The organism is Spirosoma jeollabukense (genome assembly GCF_054777855.1).
This window is the reverse complement of record NZ_BAAHAD010000014.1, coordinates 86,717-106,422: the sequence shown is the minus strand read 5'-3', so window position 1 is coordinate 106,422 and position 19,706 is coordinate 86,717. Positions and strand designations below refer to the sequence as shown.

16 protein-coding genes are annotated in these 19,706 nt (G+C 50.1%); 5 read left to right on the top strand and 11 right to left on the bottom strand.

The features are described 5' to 3' along the window. Positions 1-53 precede the first annotated feature (53 nt). Entirely contained in the window at positions 54-2,645 is a 2,592-nt protein-coding gene (locus tag ACYVEA_RS30830) for a bifunctional UDP-N-acetylmuramoyl-tripeptide:D-alanyl-D-alanine ligase/alanine racemase (protein WP_461117221.1), read from the top strand. A gap of 277 nt (positions 2,646-2,922) precedes the next feature. Here ACYVEA_RS30830 and ACYVEA_RS30825 read toward each other — a convergent pair whose 3' ends face one another. The 4 genes from ACYVEA_RS30825 to ACYVEA_RS30810 form a co-directional block, all read right to left on the bottom strand. Then, entirely contained in the window at positions 2,923-3,339 is a 417-nt protein-coding gene (locus ACYVEA_RS30825) for a VanZ family protein (RefSeq protein ID WP_461117220.1), read from the bottom strand. Positions 3,340-3,790: 451 nt separating this feature from the next. After that, positions 3,791-4,198, bottom strand: coding sequence for a DUF2147 domain-containing protein (locus ACYVEA_RS30820; protein ID WP_461117219.1), 408 nt, complete (start codon positions 4,196-4,198; stop codon positions 3,791-3,793). Between the two features lie 247 nt (positions 4,199-4,445). Beyond that, the gene (locus tag ACYVEA_RS30815; RefSeq protein WP_461117218.1) at positions 4,446-6,626 is read right to left on the bottom strand and encodes an ATP-binding protein; all 2,181 of its coding nucleotides are present in this window, start codon (positions 6,624-6,626) and stop codon (positions 4,446-4,448) included. A 298-nt stretch (positions 6,627-6,924) separates the two neighbouring features. Continuing rightward, the gene (locus ACYVEA_RS30810) at positions 6,925-7,443 is read right to left on the bottom strand and encodes a superoxide dismutase family protein (RefSeq protein ID WP_461117217.1); all 519 of its coding nucleotides are present in this window, start codon (positions 7,441-7,443) and stop codon (positions 6,925-6,927) included. A gap of 419 nt (positions 7,444-7,862) precedes the next feature. On the opposite strand from ACYVEA_RS30810, the gene ACYVEA_RS30805 reads away from it, so the two are divergent. Beyond that, positions 7,863-8,285: a response regulator gene (locus ACYVEA_RS30805; RefSeq protein WP_461117216.1), complete on the top strand. Its 423-nt coding sequence runs from the start codon at positions 7,863-7,865 to the stop codon at positions 8,283-8,285. 84 nt (positions 8,286-8,369) lie between these two features. Here ACYVEA_RS30805 and ACYVEA_RS30800 read toward each other — a convergent pair whose 3' ends face one another. The 4 genes from ACYVEA_RS30800 to ACYVEA_RS30785 all read right to left on the bottom strand — a co-directional run bounded on the left by ACYVEA_RS30800 (position 8,370) and on the right by ACYVEA_RS30785 (position 12,341). Continuing rightward, the gene (locus ACYVEA_RS30800) at positions 8,370-8,666 is read right to left on the bottom strand and encodes a hypothetical protein (protein ID WP_461117215.1); all 297 of its coding nucleotides are present in this window, start codon (positions 8,664-8,666) and stop codon (positions 8,370-8,372) included. 5 nt (positions 8,667-8,671) lie between these two features. Next, positions 8,672-9,613 (bottom strand): ATP-grasp domain-containing protein, encoded by a 942-nt coding sequence (locus ACYVEA_RS30795; protein WP_461117214.1) that lies wholly within the window; start codon positions 9,611-9,613, stop codon positions 8,672-8,674. After that, positions 9,610-10,425, bottom strand: a complete 816-nt coding sequence (locus ACYVEA_RS30790) for a hypothetical protein (protein ID WP_461117213.1) — start codon at positions 10,423-10,425, stop codon at positions 9,610-9,612. Before ACYVEA_RS30790 ends, ACYVEA_RS30795 begins: the two co-directional genes overlap by 4 nt. 62 nt (positions 10,426-10,487) lie before the next feature. Then, a complete protein-coding gene (locus ACYVEA_RS30785) occupies positions 10,488-12,341 on the bottom strand; it encodes a M6 family metalloprotease domain-containing protein (protein ID WP_461117212.1) in 1,854 nt (617 codons plus the stop codon). A 367-nt stretch (positions 12,342-12,708) separates the two neighbouring features. On the opposite strand from ACYVEA_RS30785, the gene ACYVEA_RS30780 reads away from it, so the two are divergent. Further along, positions 12,709-13,341, top strand: coding sequence for a hypothetical protein (locus tag ACYVEA_RS30780; RefSeq protein ID WP_461117211.1), 633 nt, complete (start codon positions 12,709-12,711; stop codon positions 13,339-13,341). Positions 13,342-13,430: 89 nt separating this feature from the next. Here the strand turns inward: ACYVEA_RS30780 and ACYVEA_RS30775 are convergent, their stop codons facing one another. The 3 genes from ACYVEA_RS30775 to ACYVEA_RS30765 all read right to left on the bottom strand — a co-directional run bounded on the left by ACYVEA_RS30775 (position 13,431) and on the right by ACYVEA_RS30765 (position 16,352). Then, the gene (locus tag ACYVEA_RS30775; RefSeq protein WP_461117210.1) at positions 13,431-14,093 is read right to left on the bottom strand and encodes a hypothetical protein; all 663 of its coding nucleotides are present in this window, start codon (positions 14,091-14,093) and stop codon (positions 13,431-13,433) included. Positions 14,094-14,351: 258 nt separating this feature from the next. Next, positions 14,352-15,035, bottom strand: coding sequence for a hypothetical protein (locus tag ACYVEA_RS30770; protein ID WP_461117209.1), 684 nt, complete (start codon positions 15,033-15,035; stop codon positions 14,352-14,354). A 93-nt stretch (positions 15,036-15,128) separates the two neighbouring features. Next, positions 15,129-16,352, bottom strand: coding sequence for a THUMP-like domain-containing protein (locus ACYVEA_RS30765; protein WP_461117208.1), 1,224 nt, complete (start codon positions 16,350-16,352; stop codon positions 15,129-15,131). A gap of 99 nt (positions 16,353-16,451) precedes the next feature. Between ACYVEA_RS30765 and ACYVEA_RS30760 the strand changes: the two genes are divergently transcribed. Next, positions 16,452-18,083 carry a SulP family inorganic anion transporter gene (locus ACYVEA_RS30760; protein ID WP_461117207.1) on the top strand — a complete coding sequence of 544 codons (1,632 nt, stop codon included), beginning with the start codon at positions 16,452-16,454 and terminating at the stop codon, positions 18,081-18,083. 59 nt (positions 18,084-18,142) lie between these two features. Then, a complete protein-coding gene (locus ACYVEA_RS30755; RefSeq protein WP_461117206.1) occupies positions 18,143-19,567 on the top strand; it encodes a glycoside hydrolase family 30 protein in 1,425 nt (474 codons plus the stop codon). Positions 19,568-19,706 lie beyond the last annotated feature (139 nt).

The following is a 19,706-nucleotide window of genomic DNA, read 5'->3' as shown; positions in this document are numbered from 1 at the left end:
ATATAGAGGTAGCCGCTCAATCCTTGACTGGCTGACTGATCGAATGACTTCGTATGGTATTGACAGATATTGAGTTAGGTAATCGCGTATGGTTAACTGACTCCCGGCAGGTGACCGGCAAATCCACCGATGCTCGGGTGGCCGATGCCGTTTTTTTTGCGATCAAAGGGGAACACCACGACGGGCATGATTTCATCGGCGACCTATACCAAAAGGGTGTGCGTCAGTTTGTTGTCGAGCGAGCTTCCCTGACGCCGGATCGACGGGCTGAGTTAGCCCGTTACGCGGAGGCCACCATCATTGAGGTGGATAGTAGTCTGGAAACGCTGCAAGCGTTGGCAGCCGAACATCGCCGACAGTTCCATATTCCGGTCATTGGCATCACGGGAAGCAACGGCAAAACTATCGTGAAAGAATGGCTGGCTCAACTGCTCGATGGGGGAGAGGCAACCAATTCGTTCGTAGTGGCGAAAAGCCCCAAAAGCTACAACTCGCAGCTGGGCGTGCCTTTGTCGGTGCATGAGTTGAACGATAGCCATACGCTGGGCATCTTCGAGGCCGGCATTTCCAAAGCGCAGGAGATGCAGACGCTGGAGGCTATTATCCAGCCAACCATCGGCATTTTTACCAACATCGGCACGGCCCACGACGAAGGGTTTCGAACGCATAAGCAGAAAATTGCCGAGAAACTCCGGCTTTTCATCCACGTCAACACCCTGATTTACTGCGTCGATTACGCCGGAATAGACGAAGAAGTGAATATGCTTCTGAAAGCCGTCAATCCAGCTATGCGGCTTGTTACGTGGTCGCTGAAGGGTCGGAAGGCAACGTATCAGGGGGTTGTAGAAGGTAATCAATTGGTGCTGCAAGGGCCGTCGGGCATTTTTGCTTCGGTAAAGCTGCCGTTTGTTGATCCGGCTTCGGTAGAAAATCTGATGCACTGCATCGTAACCATGCTGACGCTGAAACCCCGTAGCCGCGACGAACTTCAGACGCGCCTGAACCGATTGCGGCCGGTTTCCATGCGGCTGGAGCAGAAAGAGGGCATCAACAATTGCGTGGTCATTGATGATTCATACAACAATGACGTAGTGGGCCTGCAGCTCGCGTTGAGTTTCCAGCATCAGCAACGCACCCGAGCGCGACGCGTGGTTATTTTGTCGGATGTGTTGCAGTCGGGTCAACCCGAAGCGGATCTGTATGAACAGGTTGGCGCCTTGATGCGGGCGAATGACGTGGCGCAATTCATTGGCATCGGGCCGGTGGTGAGCCGGAATGCCCGGTTCTTTGCGGATACCAGTTTGTTCTATCCAACTACCGACGACTTTCTGACCCACTTTGCGTTTAATGAACTACGCGACAGCACGGTATTGGTAAAAGGAGCCCGGCCGTTCTCGTTTGAGCGGATTGTGACCCGGCTGGAACGAAAAGTTCATGGTACCGTGCTCGAAATCAACCTCGATGCGCTGACCCACAACCTGAATTATTATAGGGAAAAGGTTAGTCGTACGGACGGTGGTGCGGCAATCCGATCACCTAATACAAAGCTCATGGTGATGGTGAAAGCCTTTGCCTATGGCAGCGGTAGCGCTGAAGTGGCTCAATTGCTTCAGTTTCATCGGGTCGATTATCTGGGTGTAGCCTATGCGGATGAGGGCGTACAACTTCGCCAAAATGGGGTTACGCTGCCTATCATGGTGATGAACCCGGCTCCCGAAACTTTTGCTACGTTGCTGGAATACAACCTGGAGCCCGAGATCTACAGCATGCGGTTACTACGTGAGTGGGGCGACTTTCTGGCATGGGGCAGTGGGCATGGGGGGCGGAGCCAGGAGCAGGGAATAAACTATGCGGAGCCCCCCTTGCTTCATGCCCCACGCCCCATGCTCGCTGCCCCACACCCGCTGCACTTAAAAATCGACACGGGCATGCATCGGCTGGGTTTCTTGGAAACAGAGGTAGCCGACGTAGCGAAGTACCTGAAAAATCGCCCAGACATGCATGTGGCCACGGTATTCAGTCATCTGGTTGGGGCCGACGATGCGCAGTTTAATACGTTTTCACAGCTACAGTACACAACGTTTCTGCGGGTTACCGATGCGCTCGAAACGGCGTTGGGCTACAAACCCACGCGCCATCTGCTCAACTCGGCAGGTATCGTACGCTTCCCGGATTATAAACTTGATATGGTTCGGCTTGGGATTGGTCTCTATGGCGTCGAAGCCACCGGTATGAACCAATCGGCACTGCAGATGGTGGGCACACTACGTACCGTGATCAGTCAGATTAAAACCGTTCGGGCTGGCGAATCGGTGGGGTACAGTCGCCGGGCCGTACTCGACCACGACGCCCGCATTGCCACCATCGCAATCGGGTACGCCGACGGGTATGACCGCCGACTCGGAAATGGCGTTGGTGAGGTCTGGGTGAATGGCATACGTTGTCCAACGGTAGGTAATGTCTGTATGGACATGACGATGATTGACGTAACAGAAGCTTCGGCCACGGAGGGCGATGAAGTAGTCGTTTTTGGGAACGAAATTCCCATTACTGAACTGGCACAACGTATCGGAACAATACCGTATGAAATTCTGACCGGTGTGAGTGAACGCGTGAAACGGGTATTTTTCAAAGAGGGAAACTAACTGTTCTTAACAACCCTTTTCTATAAATCACTAAATACCTCTTAAAACCCTGTAAAAATATAAGGGACTGTTTGCTATGCTATCTACCATCCGAATAGAATGACTTTGTGCGAATTGTGGAAAAATTTGCCGCGGTGGCTACCGTTACCAAACCTCGGGCAATCAATGTGCAAAGCTGGCTACCGACGTCCGTAAGAAGGCTGTCAAGAGTAGCGGTGGTGATTAACAGGCTGCTAGGTAAACTTTCCCATTAATAGAAAAATGGCTCAAACCTACGTTACACCTTTTTGGCTGGTTTAAAAAAACGGGGAATATTATCTTTGGCAATAGCCGCTAACGTCAAACCCAGTAGGGCACCACCAGACCCCCAGCCAATATCGGCCAGGCTGAAAGCTCGTTTGGGTAAAAATAGCTGACCGAGTTCAGCCAGAATGACCAATGCTGTAAGTAGTAGCCATGTAATAAGCCAGCGAGATACGTTCTCCGAAGGACCCACAATAGGTAATAGTCCCACGCAAAAGCCAAGAATTACTAAAGGAACTCCGGTACGAATATCCTCAAAGAGTTCCTCATCGGCCCAGTGGCTAATCCAATGCGGGATAAAATTCACTTTTACCAGCCTTGGGTCAGGTATCCAGCTTAAGTAGAGAACCAAGGCTACAACGAGCAGTATGATAACATAGATGATTCGCATAGCACAAGGTTACGAAATGTGCTTCAAATTAGATCAATAGTCCTTTAAATCGTTTTTAGAAAATGGGAAAAGTGTATAAAAACTGAACACTCTGGGGCACGTTTGACAATAAGCCATACTCCGTTTGCTGCCCCAACTCGCCAACGCTAAGCTGGTAACTTCCTCAGGCTCCTTCCCCTGTTGCATTCGTATTGGATGTCCAGATCGTAATAACCCGTGTTTGTGTGTTGATCCAGGTTATGGCATTTGATCTACAAAGAATACCATAATTACTTTCCTGAGCGCTGCATAAACAACGCTCAGCTGTCGATGATAATCAGGTAAGGCACCACGTAATAGGGGAGTAGTTGGATGTATTTGAGAGAGGGTAAGAGTATTATAGGTTTCTGGATGGGGTGAATTTCACCGCTGAAACGTGCGTAAGGCGAAGCCGGGTGGATTGCTAAGCCAACTAGATTGTTTGTCGGGTCATGATAAATTTTTTGTGCAGTAGTTTGATCCCTTTGTAGACCGTTACGGTTATGGTATGCGGGCCACTCAGATGCACCTCAACGCTTAGGGTCATGCCTGTTTTTGGATGCACTAAATCCCCGTCTGACCAGACCTCTCCATCGAAGGTGAGGTTGCGGATGAGGACTTTATCTTTTATCAATCCATAATTTTTCTCCCCAGCCTTATCCACCTCGGCCACGCGGGCGAAATACTGATTGCCTATCCGGTAAATATCGACGCTGGATCCTTTCGAGGGAAATAGCCACCGCCCCAGTATCTGGTCGGCTGGCAGATCGGCTTTCGCTCCCAGCAGCAGGAAAAGCAGCCAGATCGCCCAAAGTGGATGTAGCTTTCTTGACAATTTCATAGGTTTTCGTTGAGGTATACCTTACCCGTTAACTTGATTTTCGGGCTTTTGGCTACGTCTCTACTTTGTTAACGTCATTTGGATGGCCAAATACATAAAACTAGTTTCTATATGGCGCTTTAACCATCCAATGTTAAATATACGTATGAATGCCTTTGGACAGACCCAAAGAACTAATAAGTCAATGCTCGCTTGAGCAATTGACCGGGCTTTATTGAAAATAAAGAGGCTACTGCCTATAGCACGACTAGCCCTTAGCAGCTGGCAATTCAACGATAAATTCAGTGCCAGCGCCTTCCTGACTATTCACCAGCAATGAGCCGCCATGCCCCTTGGTAATAATGTCATAGCTTAACGATAACCCTAAGCCTGTGCCCTCGCCAGTGGGTTTGGTCGTAAAAAAAGGCTGAAAAATCTTGGCCAACACCGCTTCGGGAATGCCTATACCATTATCCCGAATCTGAATCTGGACTTGGCCTTCCTGCTGACTGGTCTTTACCGAGATGCAGGGTTGATAGCCCGATTCGCCCTGCTTTTGGCGCGCTGCCACGGCATAAAAGGCATTGTTAAATAGATTGAGCAGTACCCGGCCCAGATCCTGAGGAATAACCTCCAGTTTATCAAGAGCTGGGTCAAACTGGGTGTCCAGGGCACAATTAAAGGTTTTGTCTTTCGCCCTTAGCCCATGGTAGGATAACCGCAGGTACTCATCCGTCAGTATATTCAGGTCCGTAAGTTGCTTCTCGCCCGTGCTCGTGCGGGAGTGTTCCAGCATGCTTTTAACGATGCCCGATGCCCGGCTACCATGATGATTGATCTTTTGTAGATTGGCGCTGAGATCCGTAAGTAGCTCCCTTTCCAGGTCTGTGTCCCGCTGATTTTTTTGACGCTCTTCCGTCAGATCTTCAACCAGTTCCACGCTCAATTGGGAGAAGTTATTGACAAAGTTCAGTGGGTTCTGAATCTCATGGGCGATGCCCGCCGTCAGCTCACCCAGGCTGGCCATTTTCTCTTTCTGAACAAGCTGCACCTGCGTATTTTTCAACTCCTCGAGCGACTGGCTAAGCAAAGCGGTTCGGGCTGACACCTCTTTTTCCAGACTTACATTATGGCTGGCCAGGAGTTGTTGTTTTTCCTGCTCCTGAGCCAGCGTCTGGGCCGACAGCGCTTCTACCTGCACCAGTTTTTCGGCCAGTGACCTGTTCGTTTGAGCAAACTTACCCGCCAGAAACAGGGTCATGCAGACGGGTAAACTGAGCACGCCGAGATTATAGAATACCTGGTTCAATATGGATTTTGTGTGTGGGTCGATCTCCAGAAATGGGATCACTATAAACAATACGCTGCATACAACAATAGCTGGAGCGCCTATCGCCAGTATCCGGTACTCTTTCCCCCGTTTTCGGCCTGCTACCAGCAAAATCCGGAGGTATTCCACATTCGTTGGCAAGGCAACCAGCATCGCGGCATAAACGGGCAAATCAACGACGAAGGTGTACACAAGCAGAAAACAACTGAAAGCGACTAGCGCGGAATAAAAAATAAATCCTTTCCGTTTCTCAAATTCACTGTACACCGCCAGCAGAAAGGTAAGTTGTCCCCCAAAGAAAAGCGCCCATTGGCCAATGGCAGCGTAGGTTCGAAAGGGCACACTGTGCACCTGTTGAAATGTGAACGGCAGCAATAAAAGAGAAGCCGTGGCACATAGACAGTACAAGCCAAACCATAGGTTAACTTTTTGGGCAGGATACCAGGAGTAAAAGAGCAGATGTAACAGGGTCAGAATAAAAAACAGACCAGCCTTAAAATAATTAAGCAGCCCGGCATCCAGGATGCCGCCCTCTTCATCGTCACTACGTTGGTCGGTCCGGGTGAGCCTAAGTAGTAGAAATGGATTCGACCGCCCCCAGAATTTCCGGTACTGAATGCCGGGTTGTACGGCAAACCGGACAGCCAGCACCTGACGGGATGCAGCCCCGGCTTGAAAATAGATACGTTGCCCCGAAGTCGACGTAGCGCCCGATGGGTTGTAGGCTTTTACCAGGCTTGGATTTGCGTTCACGTTGCCAAAGTCGCCAATAAGTCGCCCATTCAGATAAATCTGGGAGGCTACCTGCTGATCAATGAGCATGCTGATTACGGTATGGGCCAACGCAGAATCAATATCGAGGTGAAGCCGAAGCCAGCCAATACCCGCCTGTTGTATCTGAGGAAGCTGGTCGATTTCCTGACTGGGGTCTATGGATGGCCAGCCTCGATCATCGAAAGCTGGGCTAGCCCAGTCAGGCGTATCCCCGGCGTGCCATTTCCAGTTTTTAGTTAATGGTAAACCTGCAGCGGGAAGCGAATTGATACGAAAAACAGCCTGGGCTAAACTGCTGTAACCAGTTAATGCAAAGAGAATCAGTAAACTAGATAGCCGAACCATGGTTAGTAGAAAAGAGGAAACCCGCAACCAAAATACTAAACAATAACCATTCAGTTGAGTAGGAGAAAGGATAAAGTAGGCAGTAAAAGCCCGGCACTTCCTGCGCCGGGCTTTTACTGCCTACTTTATGTAAAGTATAGCTCTTTTTGTTAATGCCGTAGTCGCTTGTTCTCTCCCGGGTACCACGCTGGTGATCGTTCCTTTGTCCTCTGCAATTGCTTGACCGATCCTCGTGAAAGAGGGGCGGTCAGGTCGGCAATCGGTGGCGTTTGGGTAGGGATAGCTAAATCCTATGGCTCTATTTTCGGACCACGACGCCACCGGCAATCCGGCCACCGCTGTTTCCCGTCGGGTCGGTTACCTGATCGTCAGCGTTGGCATGAATAATCAATGATGAACCATCACTATCAAAGAGCGTCATGGGTCCATCCGACAAGGTGATGCGGTTCGTGGTCGTTATCAATGTTCCCTTTCCCTGACTATCGACAATCAGGTTAGGTAGATCCCCGGCGTGGGTGCCCAGCGGATTGTTCAAGCCGTGCTGATGAGAAGCGGGATTATAGTGGGCGCCCGATGAATTGAAGGCGGGCGAGTCATTGGGCTGGGCTGAACCAATGGCGTGGAAGTGGATGCCGTGAGCACCAGTGGGCAAGCCACTTACTGTCACCTTCAGGCTAACCACGCCCTGGTTGTCCTCGCTTAGTTCCGCGATGCCAATACTGCCACTGCTATTGACCAGGTTAACCGTTGCGGCTGCCCTGGGCACATCCTGATGATCAGCACAGGCGGTTAGTAGTCCAGCGACGACAAGCCCCATACCAACTAGCCCTAATGGCTTAGCCCGTGATAAACCTGGCTGGTTAGAAGTCGTCTTTGAGTGTATTCTGTCCGCATTCTCAGAACGGGACAAAAAAAAGGAAGTGAAGGTTGTGAACATGGGGTCCGGGTAGGTAATGAAACGACTAACCAGCGAACTTGTCTTATCCGCTGGATTCGCATTTAAAAGTAGTAATTGAGTGGACGATAAGAAAGGGACTGTCTATCAACCCCGGCGCAATGTGCGTGAACAACTGTATTCGGGCTGTGAACGCTTCACGGCCCGAATCTGTACGTACCGAAGAGGGCATTGCTGTGTAGGAAAATCCGTCACCAGACAATGTTAATTAGCTAGCCACGAGACGTTAATTTATGCTATCATTGTGATCTGAACAAACCCACTCCTCTTTAGCAGACTCCATGAAATCTACTTACCGCGTGCTCATCGTCGATGATGACCCAGATGATCAGTATTTAATCAAAATCGCCTTTGAGCAGGAGTCAGAAAAATTTATACTGGACATCGCTTCGGATGGCAATGAAGTGCTGGCCATGATTCAGACACCCCTTTTTTTGCCTGATTTGATTTTGCTGGATCTGAACATGCCCTTTGTCAGTGGCTTTGGGGTGCTTCAGTATCTGAAACAATCGCCCCGTCATTGTCATATTCCGGTAATTATTCTGACGACATCCAGTCAGCCGGATGATGTGGAGCAGGCCTACAAATTTGGGGCGAACACCTTCATCACTAAGCCAGCCAGTCAGCAGGGATTAACGGAACTGGTTCGGTACTTACGTGGGTACTGGTTCGACCTGGCGACCATCTATACGGCTGGTAATTGAGTATCAGCATAGTACTTCAAGGCCCCAGCGCCAATTAACCGGATAGGGGCAAGTCAAATGGCTTCTAAACCGGCCAGTACGTTGTCAGCCGTTAATGACGCGGAGGCTGCCCGTCTGAGCATAGAGTCGGCCGCTGGATGTTATGTGCAGAATAAGCTCGACCGTTTGCCCCGGCCTGACCGTCGTCCCTGTCAGATCGGCCGTGGGCACATAAACCTGGGCCTGGGTAAGCGCTTTTGGGGAAATTAAATCAGCAATGCCCTCAAGACTCGTTGTCTGTTGAATCGACAGGGATAATTCGCCGAAATTCTCCGTATCACTTTCGGCAGAAAAGGCATTAAGAATGCCCCGGACGCGCGTCCAGTTTTCGATGATTTGCATAGGATTTACCGGGCAGTACCCGTAGAAAGATAACGGACAATAGCCTCTGAAATTGGTAACCCGGCTTCGTGCTGAAAATACGTATAGCCGGGCGACGGATTTACTTCAAAACAAAAGTATTCATCTGATTCGGTCTGAAAAAGATCGATCCCACACAAAGGCAGATTTAGCTGTTTCGATAAGGCGAAACACTGTTTTTGTACGCGTTCAGGTAACTCAACCGGATACATCGTCGTTTGGCCTCCCTGCGAATGGGCATACCGATAATCGACGTTCGTGCTGCTGATGTGAGCCGCAAAAAGCTGATCGCCCACTACGTGCACCCGAATGTTGTGCCCTTGCAGGCAGGACTGAAACTGGGTAGGCAGTGCCGACAGGTGATTCAGGCGGGTTCGATAGGTGGCGTCGAGTACCTTGACGATAGACCGGGTAGAACTGATCGACTTGAAAATCAGCGAACCGTACCCGTCTTCGAACGCATTTACGGCGGCTGGCTGATTGGTGATCAGCGTAGCCGGAACCCCTAAACCTACCTCCCGGATTGTGGCGAGCTGATAGGGTTTTGAAAAATTTGACCCCATCGCTTCGGGTCGATTCATGACCCGCACCGGAAGAAGGTCCATTAGCTGGCTGAATACGGTATTGATAAAGAAGCGTCGCTGCTTGATGTCGGGTGGGAGCGAATGACGCGTGCCGTTGACATACGTATCCGGGAAGGTTTCGGGGGGCATCATGCGTACATAAATCCCATCGAGTGCCATCAGGTCGATCCATTGCCCGGCAATGCATAAATCAGCCTTAAGGCAATTGTTCGTTAACGTAGTGTGTAATTCATACTGGCCCGCGTCGCGCTGATTGAACACCGCAAAATCAAGGCCTAAGGCTTCAGCGCTTTCAATGACCTGCGCCGTAGGATCTTCGGAAACAATACCCGCAATCAGAATCATAGGACATGGTCAAAAAGGGTGGTAGACGTGTACATCTGGCTCCTGCTGGCCGATGACTGGACGTAGCGCAGGAGGTACATCGCCAGCGCCGTTACTTCATCCGCTGTGTGCGGTACCACCTGTGTCTGGTAGTCGGTTGCCTTCCAGTCACCCTGAACGGTACGGATAAAGTAGACCTGAAGCAGGTCGCAGCCAAGATCGGTCTGTAACTGATGAATGGCGTGCTCGAACATGCCCGCCAGGGAGCCTGTCAGATTTTTCCCTGTTGCCAATACCGAACTGGCCTGCATCGAGAGGGGTTCCTGATGCCATTGCCCCGTCCGATTATCAATCAGGCCTTGTTGAGAACGGGAACGCTCCGTTGTCGATACCGACATATTGGGTACCGGTAGTCCTGCTTGCGCCAGCTGGTATAGACGTAGTAAGGCGTTGGCCGAACTGGTCGCCAGCGATGTTGGGGATAGCGCACCAACCAGCGATGGTCCCAGATGACGGAGCCATCCGGCTATCATAGCGTGCCATTCCGCCTGGGCATAGTCTGTATCTGCCTGCTGAGTGAAAACGCCAGATGGCAGGTACGACAGCCGCGAATAAACCGTATCGACCGTATCGGATGAGAATACCCGCCCGTCGGCCAAAACGATGCGCCAGCCAGATGTTGCCGTCGAGAGCGAAATCTGCCAGTCGGTTGCCGTTATCAGGTCCAGGTCGGTAACAAAATCAACCCGTAGCGGGCCCTGCTGCCGTATGTAGTTCGCTAAGGCTAAAGCGGTTGTGTCCTGACTCTGACCAAGAATGACGAGTGTCTGCATAGTTCAATGCATTGCCACTGCGTAGCCGGTATAGTAGGAACGGCTACGTAGTAGCAATGCAATTAGAGTGTGTCAGGTACTTTCGAATCCAGCGTGCGTTTACTGGCTATATCCAGTTCGGGATCAACGGCCGACTGGTCGGTTTCCTGCCGGTAGGCTCCATTGATCAAGTCGGGGCGTAACGACTGGCTGATAAAGGGTTCCAGGGCATTCATCCGGTTTTCGAGAGCCGACATCCGCCCTAGTACGTCGGGTGTGCCACCTCCGAAACCAAAGCCGCCCCCTCCCTGCTCGGCCAATTTCCCGTCATTAAATTTCCCATCACCGGGCTTTTCAAAGATGTCTTTATCCTTTTCCTTTATTTGCTTATCGGGTTGTGGTTTTTCAAGGATCAAATCTTTATGCTCTTTGGCCAACTCCTTTTCTTTGATCAGATCTTTCCGCTCTTTGGTCAACTCCTTATCCTTGACTACGTCCTTATCTTTTATTTCTTTCACCAGTACCTTACAACGTACCTGAAACTGCGCCGACATGGTAGCGGCCGAATCGCTGATTGACGTAATGGCGACGCAGGTAGACGACCCTGCATACGAATTTGAGTTCGGAGTACTTGAGCTGGTAAATGATCGATTGTTCGTTGTGCCCGGGTAGGGATCGCCCCCGTCGCCCCGGTTAAACCCATTCAACTTCTCAAGGTCGCGAAGGCCATCGGCCTGCATCAGCGCCACTTTGTAATGGGCTTCATTGGTATTGTCGGCCACGGCATCATCGATATGCCAGATCAGCAACCCACCCTGGGGCAGATGGTCATCAAAACCAGTCTTCTGGCGGTTTTCAACCAGAAAATATTCGCTGCCTGCTGACCCCGTTTTCCAGAGCCGGTTTACCCGAAAACTGGACTTTACATCGGGAATGCTGACGAGGCCATTAGCGGTCTGATTCACCACCGTCACCCACCCCTGCTGCACCTTGCACCAGGCTGACGGATGGGCAGGTCGGTTGCCACCGCCATTCCAACTACCACCGGCCATGAGGCACCAGTTGCCAATGCCTTCGCTGGCGTTTATTTCATCGGTGTCATACAGGTCAGGAAAGCCGAACAGCAGATGCCCCAGTTCGTGGGCGCACACCCCTAATTTACAATCTTCCGGTACGGTCAGGTATGCGTAGATACTTTTACCGTCTGCGGTAAAGACGCTGGGTAACACCCACTTATGCGACCAGATATCCGTAAGCGCCGTCGTTTCTTCGGCGCCACGCCCAGCATGAATGACGATGAACGCGTCGACGAAACCGTTTCCATCGTTATCGTAACTGCCGAAATTTATAAGTGGATTCGCCAGTTGAGCGGCTTCCTGCGCCATGGTCCGGGCATTGGGCAATACGTTGCCTCTACCTGATGCGCCATGGGCATAATACGACAGTGGATGGGAAAGTGTGACCGGGCCGATTACCTGCCCCTGAATGTCGACGGCATTGTTCGATACCTCGCGGTAATACTCACGCACACTGCCCGTGGGCACAACCCCCAATGAGAAGAACAGATCCGTATAATGACTGACTGGCTGCGTAATCGCGCGATCCGTAAAGTTGACTAACACGACCGCTACACGGACAGTCCCCCGCAACGGAGCGCGGTCGGCCGCAGCATTGCTGGCTATAGAAGCAGTCGTACCTAACGGAAAAAGGGTGCCCGGAAAGATCAATCCATCGTCGAACCCGACCGGATTACTCTGTCGAAAAGAAATGGTTGCTGCAAACGGAATGTCTCGCTTTTGAAGCTTGTCCAGTTCCTTTTTGATTATTTCCTGGGCTTCAGGCGAAGGAGGGACGAGCATACACGACTCGTTGTCGAGGGGCGATACACCTGGAGCCGAAGGCATATCGGATGTAACAGGTTTCGAATTCTTGATCATGATTTCCTGGTTTTACTGGTAGGGAATAGATTGTGTTGAAACTCTACACAAACCTACTGAGACCAATTATGCCAGAAAACAGGACTTATACGGATTGGGCTAGGGGCAAATACTCATATTTTTCGTTGGTATTATTCAATAAAATGACGCGAGTACTTATACGTGAGTAGACGTAGTTAGCTGGTCCCACAGCGAATAGATTTCTATAAAAAGTCAATTTGTTATGAATACACATACTTTGTGTATTAGCTTTGCTTTTGAAATCAAAATGTTAACACAATTCGCTGGAATACAGCTGTTTATGGTAGTTTTTTTATTGCTAAGACGAAAGATTGACCTCCTGATTTCGATTTTTGAATAGGTTGTTATGAAGACAATGTCGATGAAGTTTTTACTACTTGTCTTCCTCGTGCTACCGGCGCCTGGCTATCCCCAGTCGCAACCAGTTGGACTTGGCCGGTACGTCATTGGGGTGACTACACCTGATTCGCTGAACAGTTCTGATTTTCAGGAGCAAGAGCAAGCCTACGTTAAAGGAACCTTGACACTGCCCTGCACGCATATACGTTCGTTCAAGTCAACGAAGTTGCAAGTAGCAGACGTACTGACAACAAATCTGTTTCTACTTTTCTACGACAACAAGCTATTTAAACTGATCTGTGATTATAGGGATGAAGCGAAAGCAGCTTTTCTGGCAAAAAATGGGAAAGGTCAATTCCGGCCGACCCGACCCGTTCAGGTTGGCGTCAGGAATAAGAATCATTCACTGGTATTAACGGGTGAAGTCTGGCAAAACGCTGATATGGCTGTACTTGCCGTTCACTATCAAGGCGATAAAAAGGATCACCAGCTAGGGGAAACCGATAGGTTGATGATAGCCAGTAAAACAATTTCCGCGCTGGCCTCCGACTGTGATTTGCTAAATGCCGATCCGCTCATAGAGGAGTTTGACAAAATACTGAACGACTACCAGGACCAGCAGTCAGAAAGAGGAAGGTAAAGCAAATACATAAGCCATAAGCACAAAAGCCGATAGAACTTGATTCACTATCGGCTTTTGTGCTTATGGCTTACGACTAAAAGAATGGTTTAGAATTTAAGGGCAATAAGCGCCGGGGCAAAGGCTGCGAAAGTCGTAAAGGTGGCAGCCTGTCGATAGGGCCTGAGTTCGGAATGCTGGGCGACTTTCCCCGCCAGTATGTTGGTTGCCACAAAGCCTGTCAGGTGAATAATGGCTAAGTATTTGTGCAGTTTCAGGCCACCAACCGATGTCTTTTGGTCGCTCAGTTGTTTTGGCGGAGCGGTTAGGGAAAGCAGCGCCGTCGTGCCATACGCGATATTGGTGATAGCCAGTGTTGTTTGCTGAGCTTTGTAAAGCTGATCATACGTAGTACCTGTAGCCTTGTTTAATTTAACCTCCAGAATGCCCTGCATCAGAAAACCGGCCAGTGTTACGTACCCTGTTACCTGGTGCGAGATGAGCATGAACTGACGTACCTTAAGCTCTTTCTCCCGGCCTTCTGCCGTAAGCGGGGCAACATTCAGGGTTCTAAGCAAGCCGTTAGGCCCCCAGAAAACCCGTTGTGTAAAGAGCATTTTGTGGGGAAGCAATGGCTCAATAATCGGTGAATCAATCGAACCCGTTGCCATTTGATTCCCAGCGGTGGGGTCAACGTAAGATTGGATGGCGGTTGTGTCCTGGGCCTGCACTTGTAGCCCGACAAAAAGGAAGAGGATGAAAAGTTTTTGCATAAGAATGTAGAGAGTGAAATCGCCGTTTTACCCAATACGGGAGAATTTCCTCACCGGTTGCGTCTAGCGATAGTCCGGAGATAGATTTGTTGCATCAGGACAGACGAACGGAAGATTGTCAGGGTTAATCGCGTGATCAGGTAAGGTCGGAACGTCACATAAACTCATGAGCCTGCCATAGAAAAAGGCGTACGTAGCAGGAGATAGTGTTCCTGCTACGTACGCCTTTATGGGCGACTTATCTGACTTAGTATTTCCTCAATTGCTTTTTTTTGCTTTCACAGCTTCAACGTTCTTCTTTTGGTTTTCCAACTCCGTCGTTGCCGTTTCCTGCTCGGTTTTATTGGTTTCAATGTCCTTGTTCAGTTGCTCCAGTTCTTTGGCGTTATCGTCGATTCGTTTCAGCAGTTTTTCTTTCTCTTTTGCATTTTGTTCAATGGCACGCTGCAGCCGTTCGCCATTTTTCACGGCTTTCTGATGGTTCTTCTGAGCGTCATCAAACCCGCTTTCGGCCGTTCTCACTTCCTGATTGAACAGCGAGTTGCCCGCAAAATCTTTCAAGAGACTTTCGGCCGCCGAATATCCGGTTCCGCCGGTTGTTACGTAGTTCCCACTGCCCAAATCATAGGCCGTAAAAATAGTGGCCGATGTACGGGTTGTTTTTACGGTGCTGACCAAATTGATGGGTTCCGACGAAATGGCTGGGATGCTGGCATTGGGAACACGGTAAGTCCCGCGCGAAGTTGTCAGGCGGCCATACGTCTTGAGTTGGGCTTCCCAATCTTTTTCAATTTGTTTGCCATCGCCCTGAATAGTTAAATAGAGGCCCGGCATTTTAGCCTTATCAACCGTGCTTTCCCCCGCATAAACGGTTTGAGCGTAGGTTGAATGCGTCAGTGCCACTAGACAAAAAAATAGAGTAAAACGTACTAGGGTATTCATGATTTTTGGTGGTTTGTTCAAATTTTCGTGTAATGAATTGGTTATAATCGGTGCCTGATTTTACGGCTTGCTATGCGCAACATTTGTGGAATTTTAAACGGGGTTATCAACTTTTTTAGTGATCAGTAGCCGTTTGTCGCCGTTCAATAAGGTTGTTGCCAGTATATAGACATCACCGCCTTCGTTCAGGTTCAACTTTTTACGTAAATCAGCTACCGACTGTGGGAAATTACGTATTGTCAGGTTCGCTTTCATGGTTGGCAAGATTGTTTTAAGCGTTTTGGAATCGGGTCTAATAACGGCTTGCAGCGAAAATATCCGGCCAGGAAAATCAGTACGTAGCAAAGAACTGGTATACAAATGGCTGTTCGGAGCCAGTTTTGTCAAACCGAATCGGGCGGCCACCAACCGAAAGGCCCCGGTCTTAAGCACAGCTGCATTGGGTTCGTATACGTACTGTTCAGGATCACCAAAATTGACCTCAGCCTCACGCTCATCTCCCCATTGAAAACGTAAACTGATGGTGCGATCCGCTACGATATTAACGGCATTAAAGCTAATGGTTTCTTTCACAGTTGGCTGATTAGCAAGCACAAATAAGATCTCTTTCACCTCGCCCTGAACGGCCACAACATGGACTGAATTGACCGCTCCCTGTAGCTGTTGGACGGCCTTGTCAATGTCAAGTAACGGGGACGCCTTTAATAAAATGTGTTGGGCCTTTTTCAATAGAGCAGCAACCATACTTGGCCGCGATACATCGGGTTCGCAGTCTTCCAGTCGTACCATCTTGCCACCCAGCTCATTACGTCGGTGCGGGTCAAGATAAATCCAGTTGGCAATCTCGAACGCCGTCTTGTTCTCCGGAGAATCATTGAGCAGCGCTAACCCATCCCCCGATTGAACGACTACGTTTCTGGTGCCCAGTAAAGGCAGATTATGAGCGGCCAGAGCGGCTAACTCCGGGTTGCGCTCGACATACATTACACGGTCAACCCGCTGGGCAAACGCCCACGTATCGACACCCATGCCGCCGGTGAGATCCAGCAGTAACCGTCCGCTAATGAGTGAGGCTTTATACTGAGCCGTTCGCTCAGACGATGCCTGTTCAACCGAGAGCGCAGGCGGAAAAATTAGCCTGTCGTTGGCGTACCAGGTTGGTAATTTCTCCCTGGCCTTTTGCCGGGCCACGATCTGAGCCGCCACTTTTTTGATGTCCAGTTCGCCCGGCTGACCACGTAGTACCAATGCCCGAACATCAGTGGTCAGATGGGCGCTTATGAAGGCCTGTTCGGATGAGGAAAGGAAAATTGCCAACTGAGTATTAATTATATTTTAATCTCTTTTTAATTTCGTGTAACGATGCCTGTCAGGTTGGCGTTACAAAAATAACTTACGCCCAACATAATCACTTTTATGAAACGAGTTAGTCCGCTTCGTACCCTTACCCATTATAAGACAGGGTATTTGCGCCAGGATCTCCCCGCTGGCTTATCGGTCTTTCTGGTCGCCCTGCCCCTTTGTCTGGGCATAGCGCTGGCCTCGGGGGCACCTTTGTTTTCTGGCTTGGTCGCCGGTGTGATTGGTGGCATTGTCATTGGGTTGTTATCAGGGTCAGAAGTTAGTGTGAGTGGTCCGGCGGCTGGCCTGGCCGTTATTGTAGCCGATGCCATTGCAAAATTAGGTTCTTACGAGACATTTTTAGTGGCTGTTATCCTGGCGGGTGTACTGCAACTCCTGATGGGTATCATCAAAGCGGGGCGGTTTAGCAGTTTTTTTCCCGACAGCGTGATTAAGGGAATGCTCGTCGCCATTGGGATTGTCATTATTCTGAAGCAAATCCCGCATGCCCTTGGCCGGGACAATGATTATGAAGGGGAGTTCGAGTTTCAGCAACTCGCCGACGGCGAAAATACGATTTCTGAAATCTATCGGGCCATCGAAACCGCCAGTCCCGGGGCCGTAGTCATCAGTATTGTTTCGCTGGTATTTTTGATGGGCTGGGAGCGCGTGGCGGGACGTAGCACCAAGGCGTTCTTCAAAAACTTCCCCTCTGCGCTGGTTGTCGTTGGTCTCGGGGTAGCGCTGAATGAGTTTTTTCGGGTAGCCATACCGGATTGGTATTTAGGCGATACGGCCCATCAGCACATGGTGCAGATCCCGACCATTGCACCCGGAAAAAGTTTATCCTCGATTTTTAATTTTCCTGATTTTAGTAAACTCGGTGATCCTAAGATCTATGGCGTTGCGGCTACCATTGCACTCGTTGCCAGCCTCGAAACCTTACTAAATCTAGAAGCCTCTGATCGGCTCGATTCGGCCAAACGGGTATCCTCCACCAATCAGGAATTAATTGCTCAGGGCGTCGGTAACCTGCTGTCGGGTATGATTGGCGGCTTGCCCATTACGTCGGTAGTGGTGCGTACCTCGGCTAACGTGTATGGGGGCGCCAGAACCCGGATATCGGCGGTATCTCATGGCGTTCTTCTGTTGATTGCGGTGTTCCTGGGCGGCCCATTTCTCAACCTGGTTCCACTGTCCTGTCTGGCCGCAATCCTGATCATGGTTGGGTATAAATTAGCGAAGCCAGCCATCTTTAAAAAGACGTACCGGGATGGCTGGAGCCAGTTTGTCCCTTTCATCGTGACCGTGGCGGGCATTGTTTTCACCGATCTGTTGATTGGTATCGCACTGGGTTCGGTAGTTGGGATTATTTATGTACTATACACTAATTTTCATTCGACATTCCGAATGGATCGCGATGGGAGCAAGGTGACGATTGAATTTGAGAAAGATCTCTATTTTCTGAGTAAGCCGCAGCTAAAAGAAGCCCTCGGAACACTTAAGCCGGGTGATGAGGTCATTATTGATGGTACGAAAGCGCCTTTTATCGATCACGATATTTTCAACATGCTCCACGATTATCGCGAAATAGCCAAGGTGCAGGGCATTGATTATGAGTTGCGGAACGTAGCACTGAATCATCGGAAGCGAAAGCAGAAAGAAAAAAATGGACCGCTACTTAATCATCCTGACCCGCATCGGTAGTTTTTAGCGAGAATGGAGTTCTTATAACCAAAGAACATCGCAACAAAACTGGTTTGATTATGCGCGCGGACCTAAGACGATTTTGGCAGCTAAGTTTTTGGATAATTGGTTTCACGTCAATTGTCGCTTATGGGCAGGCTGTACCGAAACGACAGGCCCACAAACAGGCCGAATGCTGGTTAACTGATCCAGGCCGAAATATCCTGTTTGCGAAGCAACCGTCGCTGGCGTTTACCGATGCGACTAAAAATGGACCAACCATTCATGTCGATCCGGCAAAAACCTACCAGCCCATCGACGGGTTCGGGTATACGTTGACTGGCGGCAGTGCCATGCTTATTCATACCATGGGGGCCGCTGCCCGGACTGCCTTGCTGAATGACCTGTTTTCAACCTCGGGACAGGGAATTGGCGTTAGTTATCTGCGGATTAGCCTTGGGGCGTCGGACCTGGACGATCGGGTATTCTCGTATGACGATCTGCCCGCTGGGGAGACCGATCCGAAACTGACTAAGTTCAGCCTGGCTCCCGACAAAACGCATCTGATTCCGGTGCTCAAACAGATTCTTACCATCAATCCGAAAATCAAAATTCTGGGTTCTCCCTGGTCACCCCCGACCTGGATGAAGACCAACGGCAACTCGAAAGGAGGGAGCCTGAAGCCGGAGTTCTACGATGCCTATGCTACGTATTTTGTTAAGTATATTCAGGGCATGCAGCGTGAAGGCATTCCGATCGATGCGATAACGATCCAGAACGAACCGCTGCATCCGGGCAATAATCCCAGTTTATTGATGCTGCCCGCCGAACAGGCACTTTTCATTAAAAAGAGTCTGGGTCCGGCGTTCAAAGCGGCTGGCATCAAAACAAAGATTATTCTGTATGACCATAACGCCGACCATCCGGACTATCCCATTACGGTGCTGAAGGATGCCGATGCTCGCCAGTACGTTGATGGCTCCGCCTTTCACCTCTACGCCGGGCCGATCAGTGCGCTCTCGGAGGTGCATAACGCTTACCCCGACAAAAATCTGTATTTCACCGAGCAGTGGATTGGCGCACCGGGCAACCTGAAAGGTGATCTGGTCTGGCACGTGCGGGAGTTGATTATTGGGGCTACACGAAACTGGAGTCGCACGGTATTGCAGTGGAATCTGGCAGCCGATCCAAAACAGGAACCCCACACGCCGGGCGGTTGCGACAAGTGTCTGGGGGCTCTAACCATCGACGGCAATACCGTAACGCGAAATCCGGCTTATTACAACGTAGCTGTAGCGTCGAAATTTGTCCGGCCGGGTTCTGTTCGTATCGAATCCGACCTGCCCAAAACCTTGCCTAACGTTGCCTTCAAAACACCCGACGGCCATACCGTGCTCATTGTCCTGAACGACAGTCCATCTGCACAGACGTTCGCGATTGATAGCCAGGGTAAACAGTTGAGCATTACGTTGTCGGCCGGGGCTGTTGGTACGTATGTGTGGTAATGAACCTGTTTTCGGCCAGCACTCGGTGGGATGGCTAGCTTCTTTTTAAAGATACAGGAAAAAGAAGACCTGGCCTCGAAGCCAGCTAACTCATCTGCACGGGGTTTTACTCCAGTGGGCCTATATCAAAATACAGGAC

Coding starts and splice junctions, on each gene's coding strand:
- ACYVEA_RS30830 (WP_461117221.1), top strand. CDS start 54: ATGGTATTGACAGATATTGAGTTAGGTAATCGCGTATGGTTAACTGAC.
- ACYVEA_RS30825 (WP_461117220.1), bottom strand. CDS start 3,339: ATGCGAATCATCTATGTTATCATACTGCTCGTTGTAGCCTTGGTTCTC.
- ACYVEA_RS30820 (WP_461117219.1), bottom strand. CDS start 4,198: ATGAAATTGTCAAGAAAGCTACATCCACTTTGGGCGATCTGGCTGCTT.
- ACYVEA_RS30815 (WP_461117218.1), bottom strand. CDS start 6,626: ATGGTTCGGCTATCTAGTTTACTGATTCTCTTTGCATTAACTGGTTAC.
- ACYVEA_RS30810 (WP_461117217.1), bottom strand. CDS start 7,443: ATGGGGCTTGTCGTCGCTGGACTACTAACCGCCTGTGCTGATCATCAG.
- ACYVEA_RS30805 (WP_461117216.1), top strand. CDS start 7,863: ATGAAATCTACTTACCGCGTGCTCATCGTCGATGATGACCCAGATGAT.
- ACYVEA_RS30800 (WP_461117215.1), bottom strand. CDS start 8,666: ATGCAAATCATCGAAAACTGGACGCGCGTCCGGGGCATTCTTAATGCC.
- ACYVEA_RS30795 (WP_461117214.1), bottom strand. CDS start 9,613: ATGATTCTGATTGCGGGTATTGTTTCCGAAGATCCTACGGCGCAGGTC.
- ACYVEA_RS30790 (WP_461117213.1), bottom strand. CDS start 10,425: ATGCAGACACTCGTCATTCTTGGTCAGAGTCAGGACACAACCGCTTTA.
- ACYVEA_RS30785 (WP_461117212.1), bottom strand. CDS start 12,341: ATGATCAAGAATTCGAAACCTGTTACATCCGATATGCCTTCGGCTCCA.
- ACYVEA_RS30780 (WP_461117211.1), top strand. CDS start 12,709: ATGAAGACAATGTCGATGAAGTTTTTACTACTTGTCTTCCTCGTGCTA.
- ACYVEA_RS30775 (WP_461117210.1), bottom strand. CDS start 14,093: ATGCAAAAACTTTTCATCCTCTTCCTTTTTGTCGGGCTACAAGTGCAG.
- ACYVEA_RS30770 (WP_461117209.1), bottom strand. CDS start 15,035: ATGAATACCCTAGTACGTTTTACTCTATTTTTTTGTCTAGTGGCACTG.
- ACYVEA_RS30760 (WP_461117207.1), top strand. CDS start 16,452: ATGAAACGAGTTAGTCCGCTTCGTACCCTTACCCATTATAAGACAGGG.
- ACYVEA_RS30755 (WP_461117206.1), top strand. CDS start 18,143: ATGCGCGCGGACCTAAGACGATTTTGGCAGCTAAGTTTTTGGATAATT.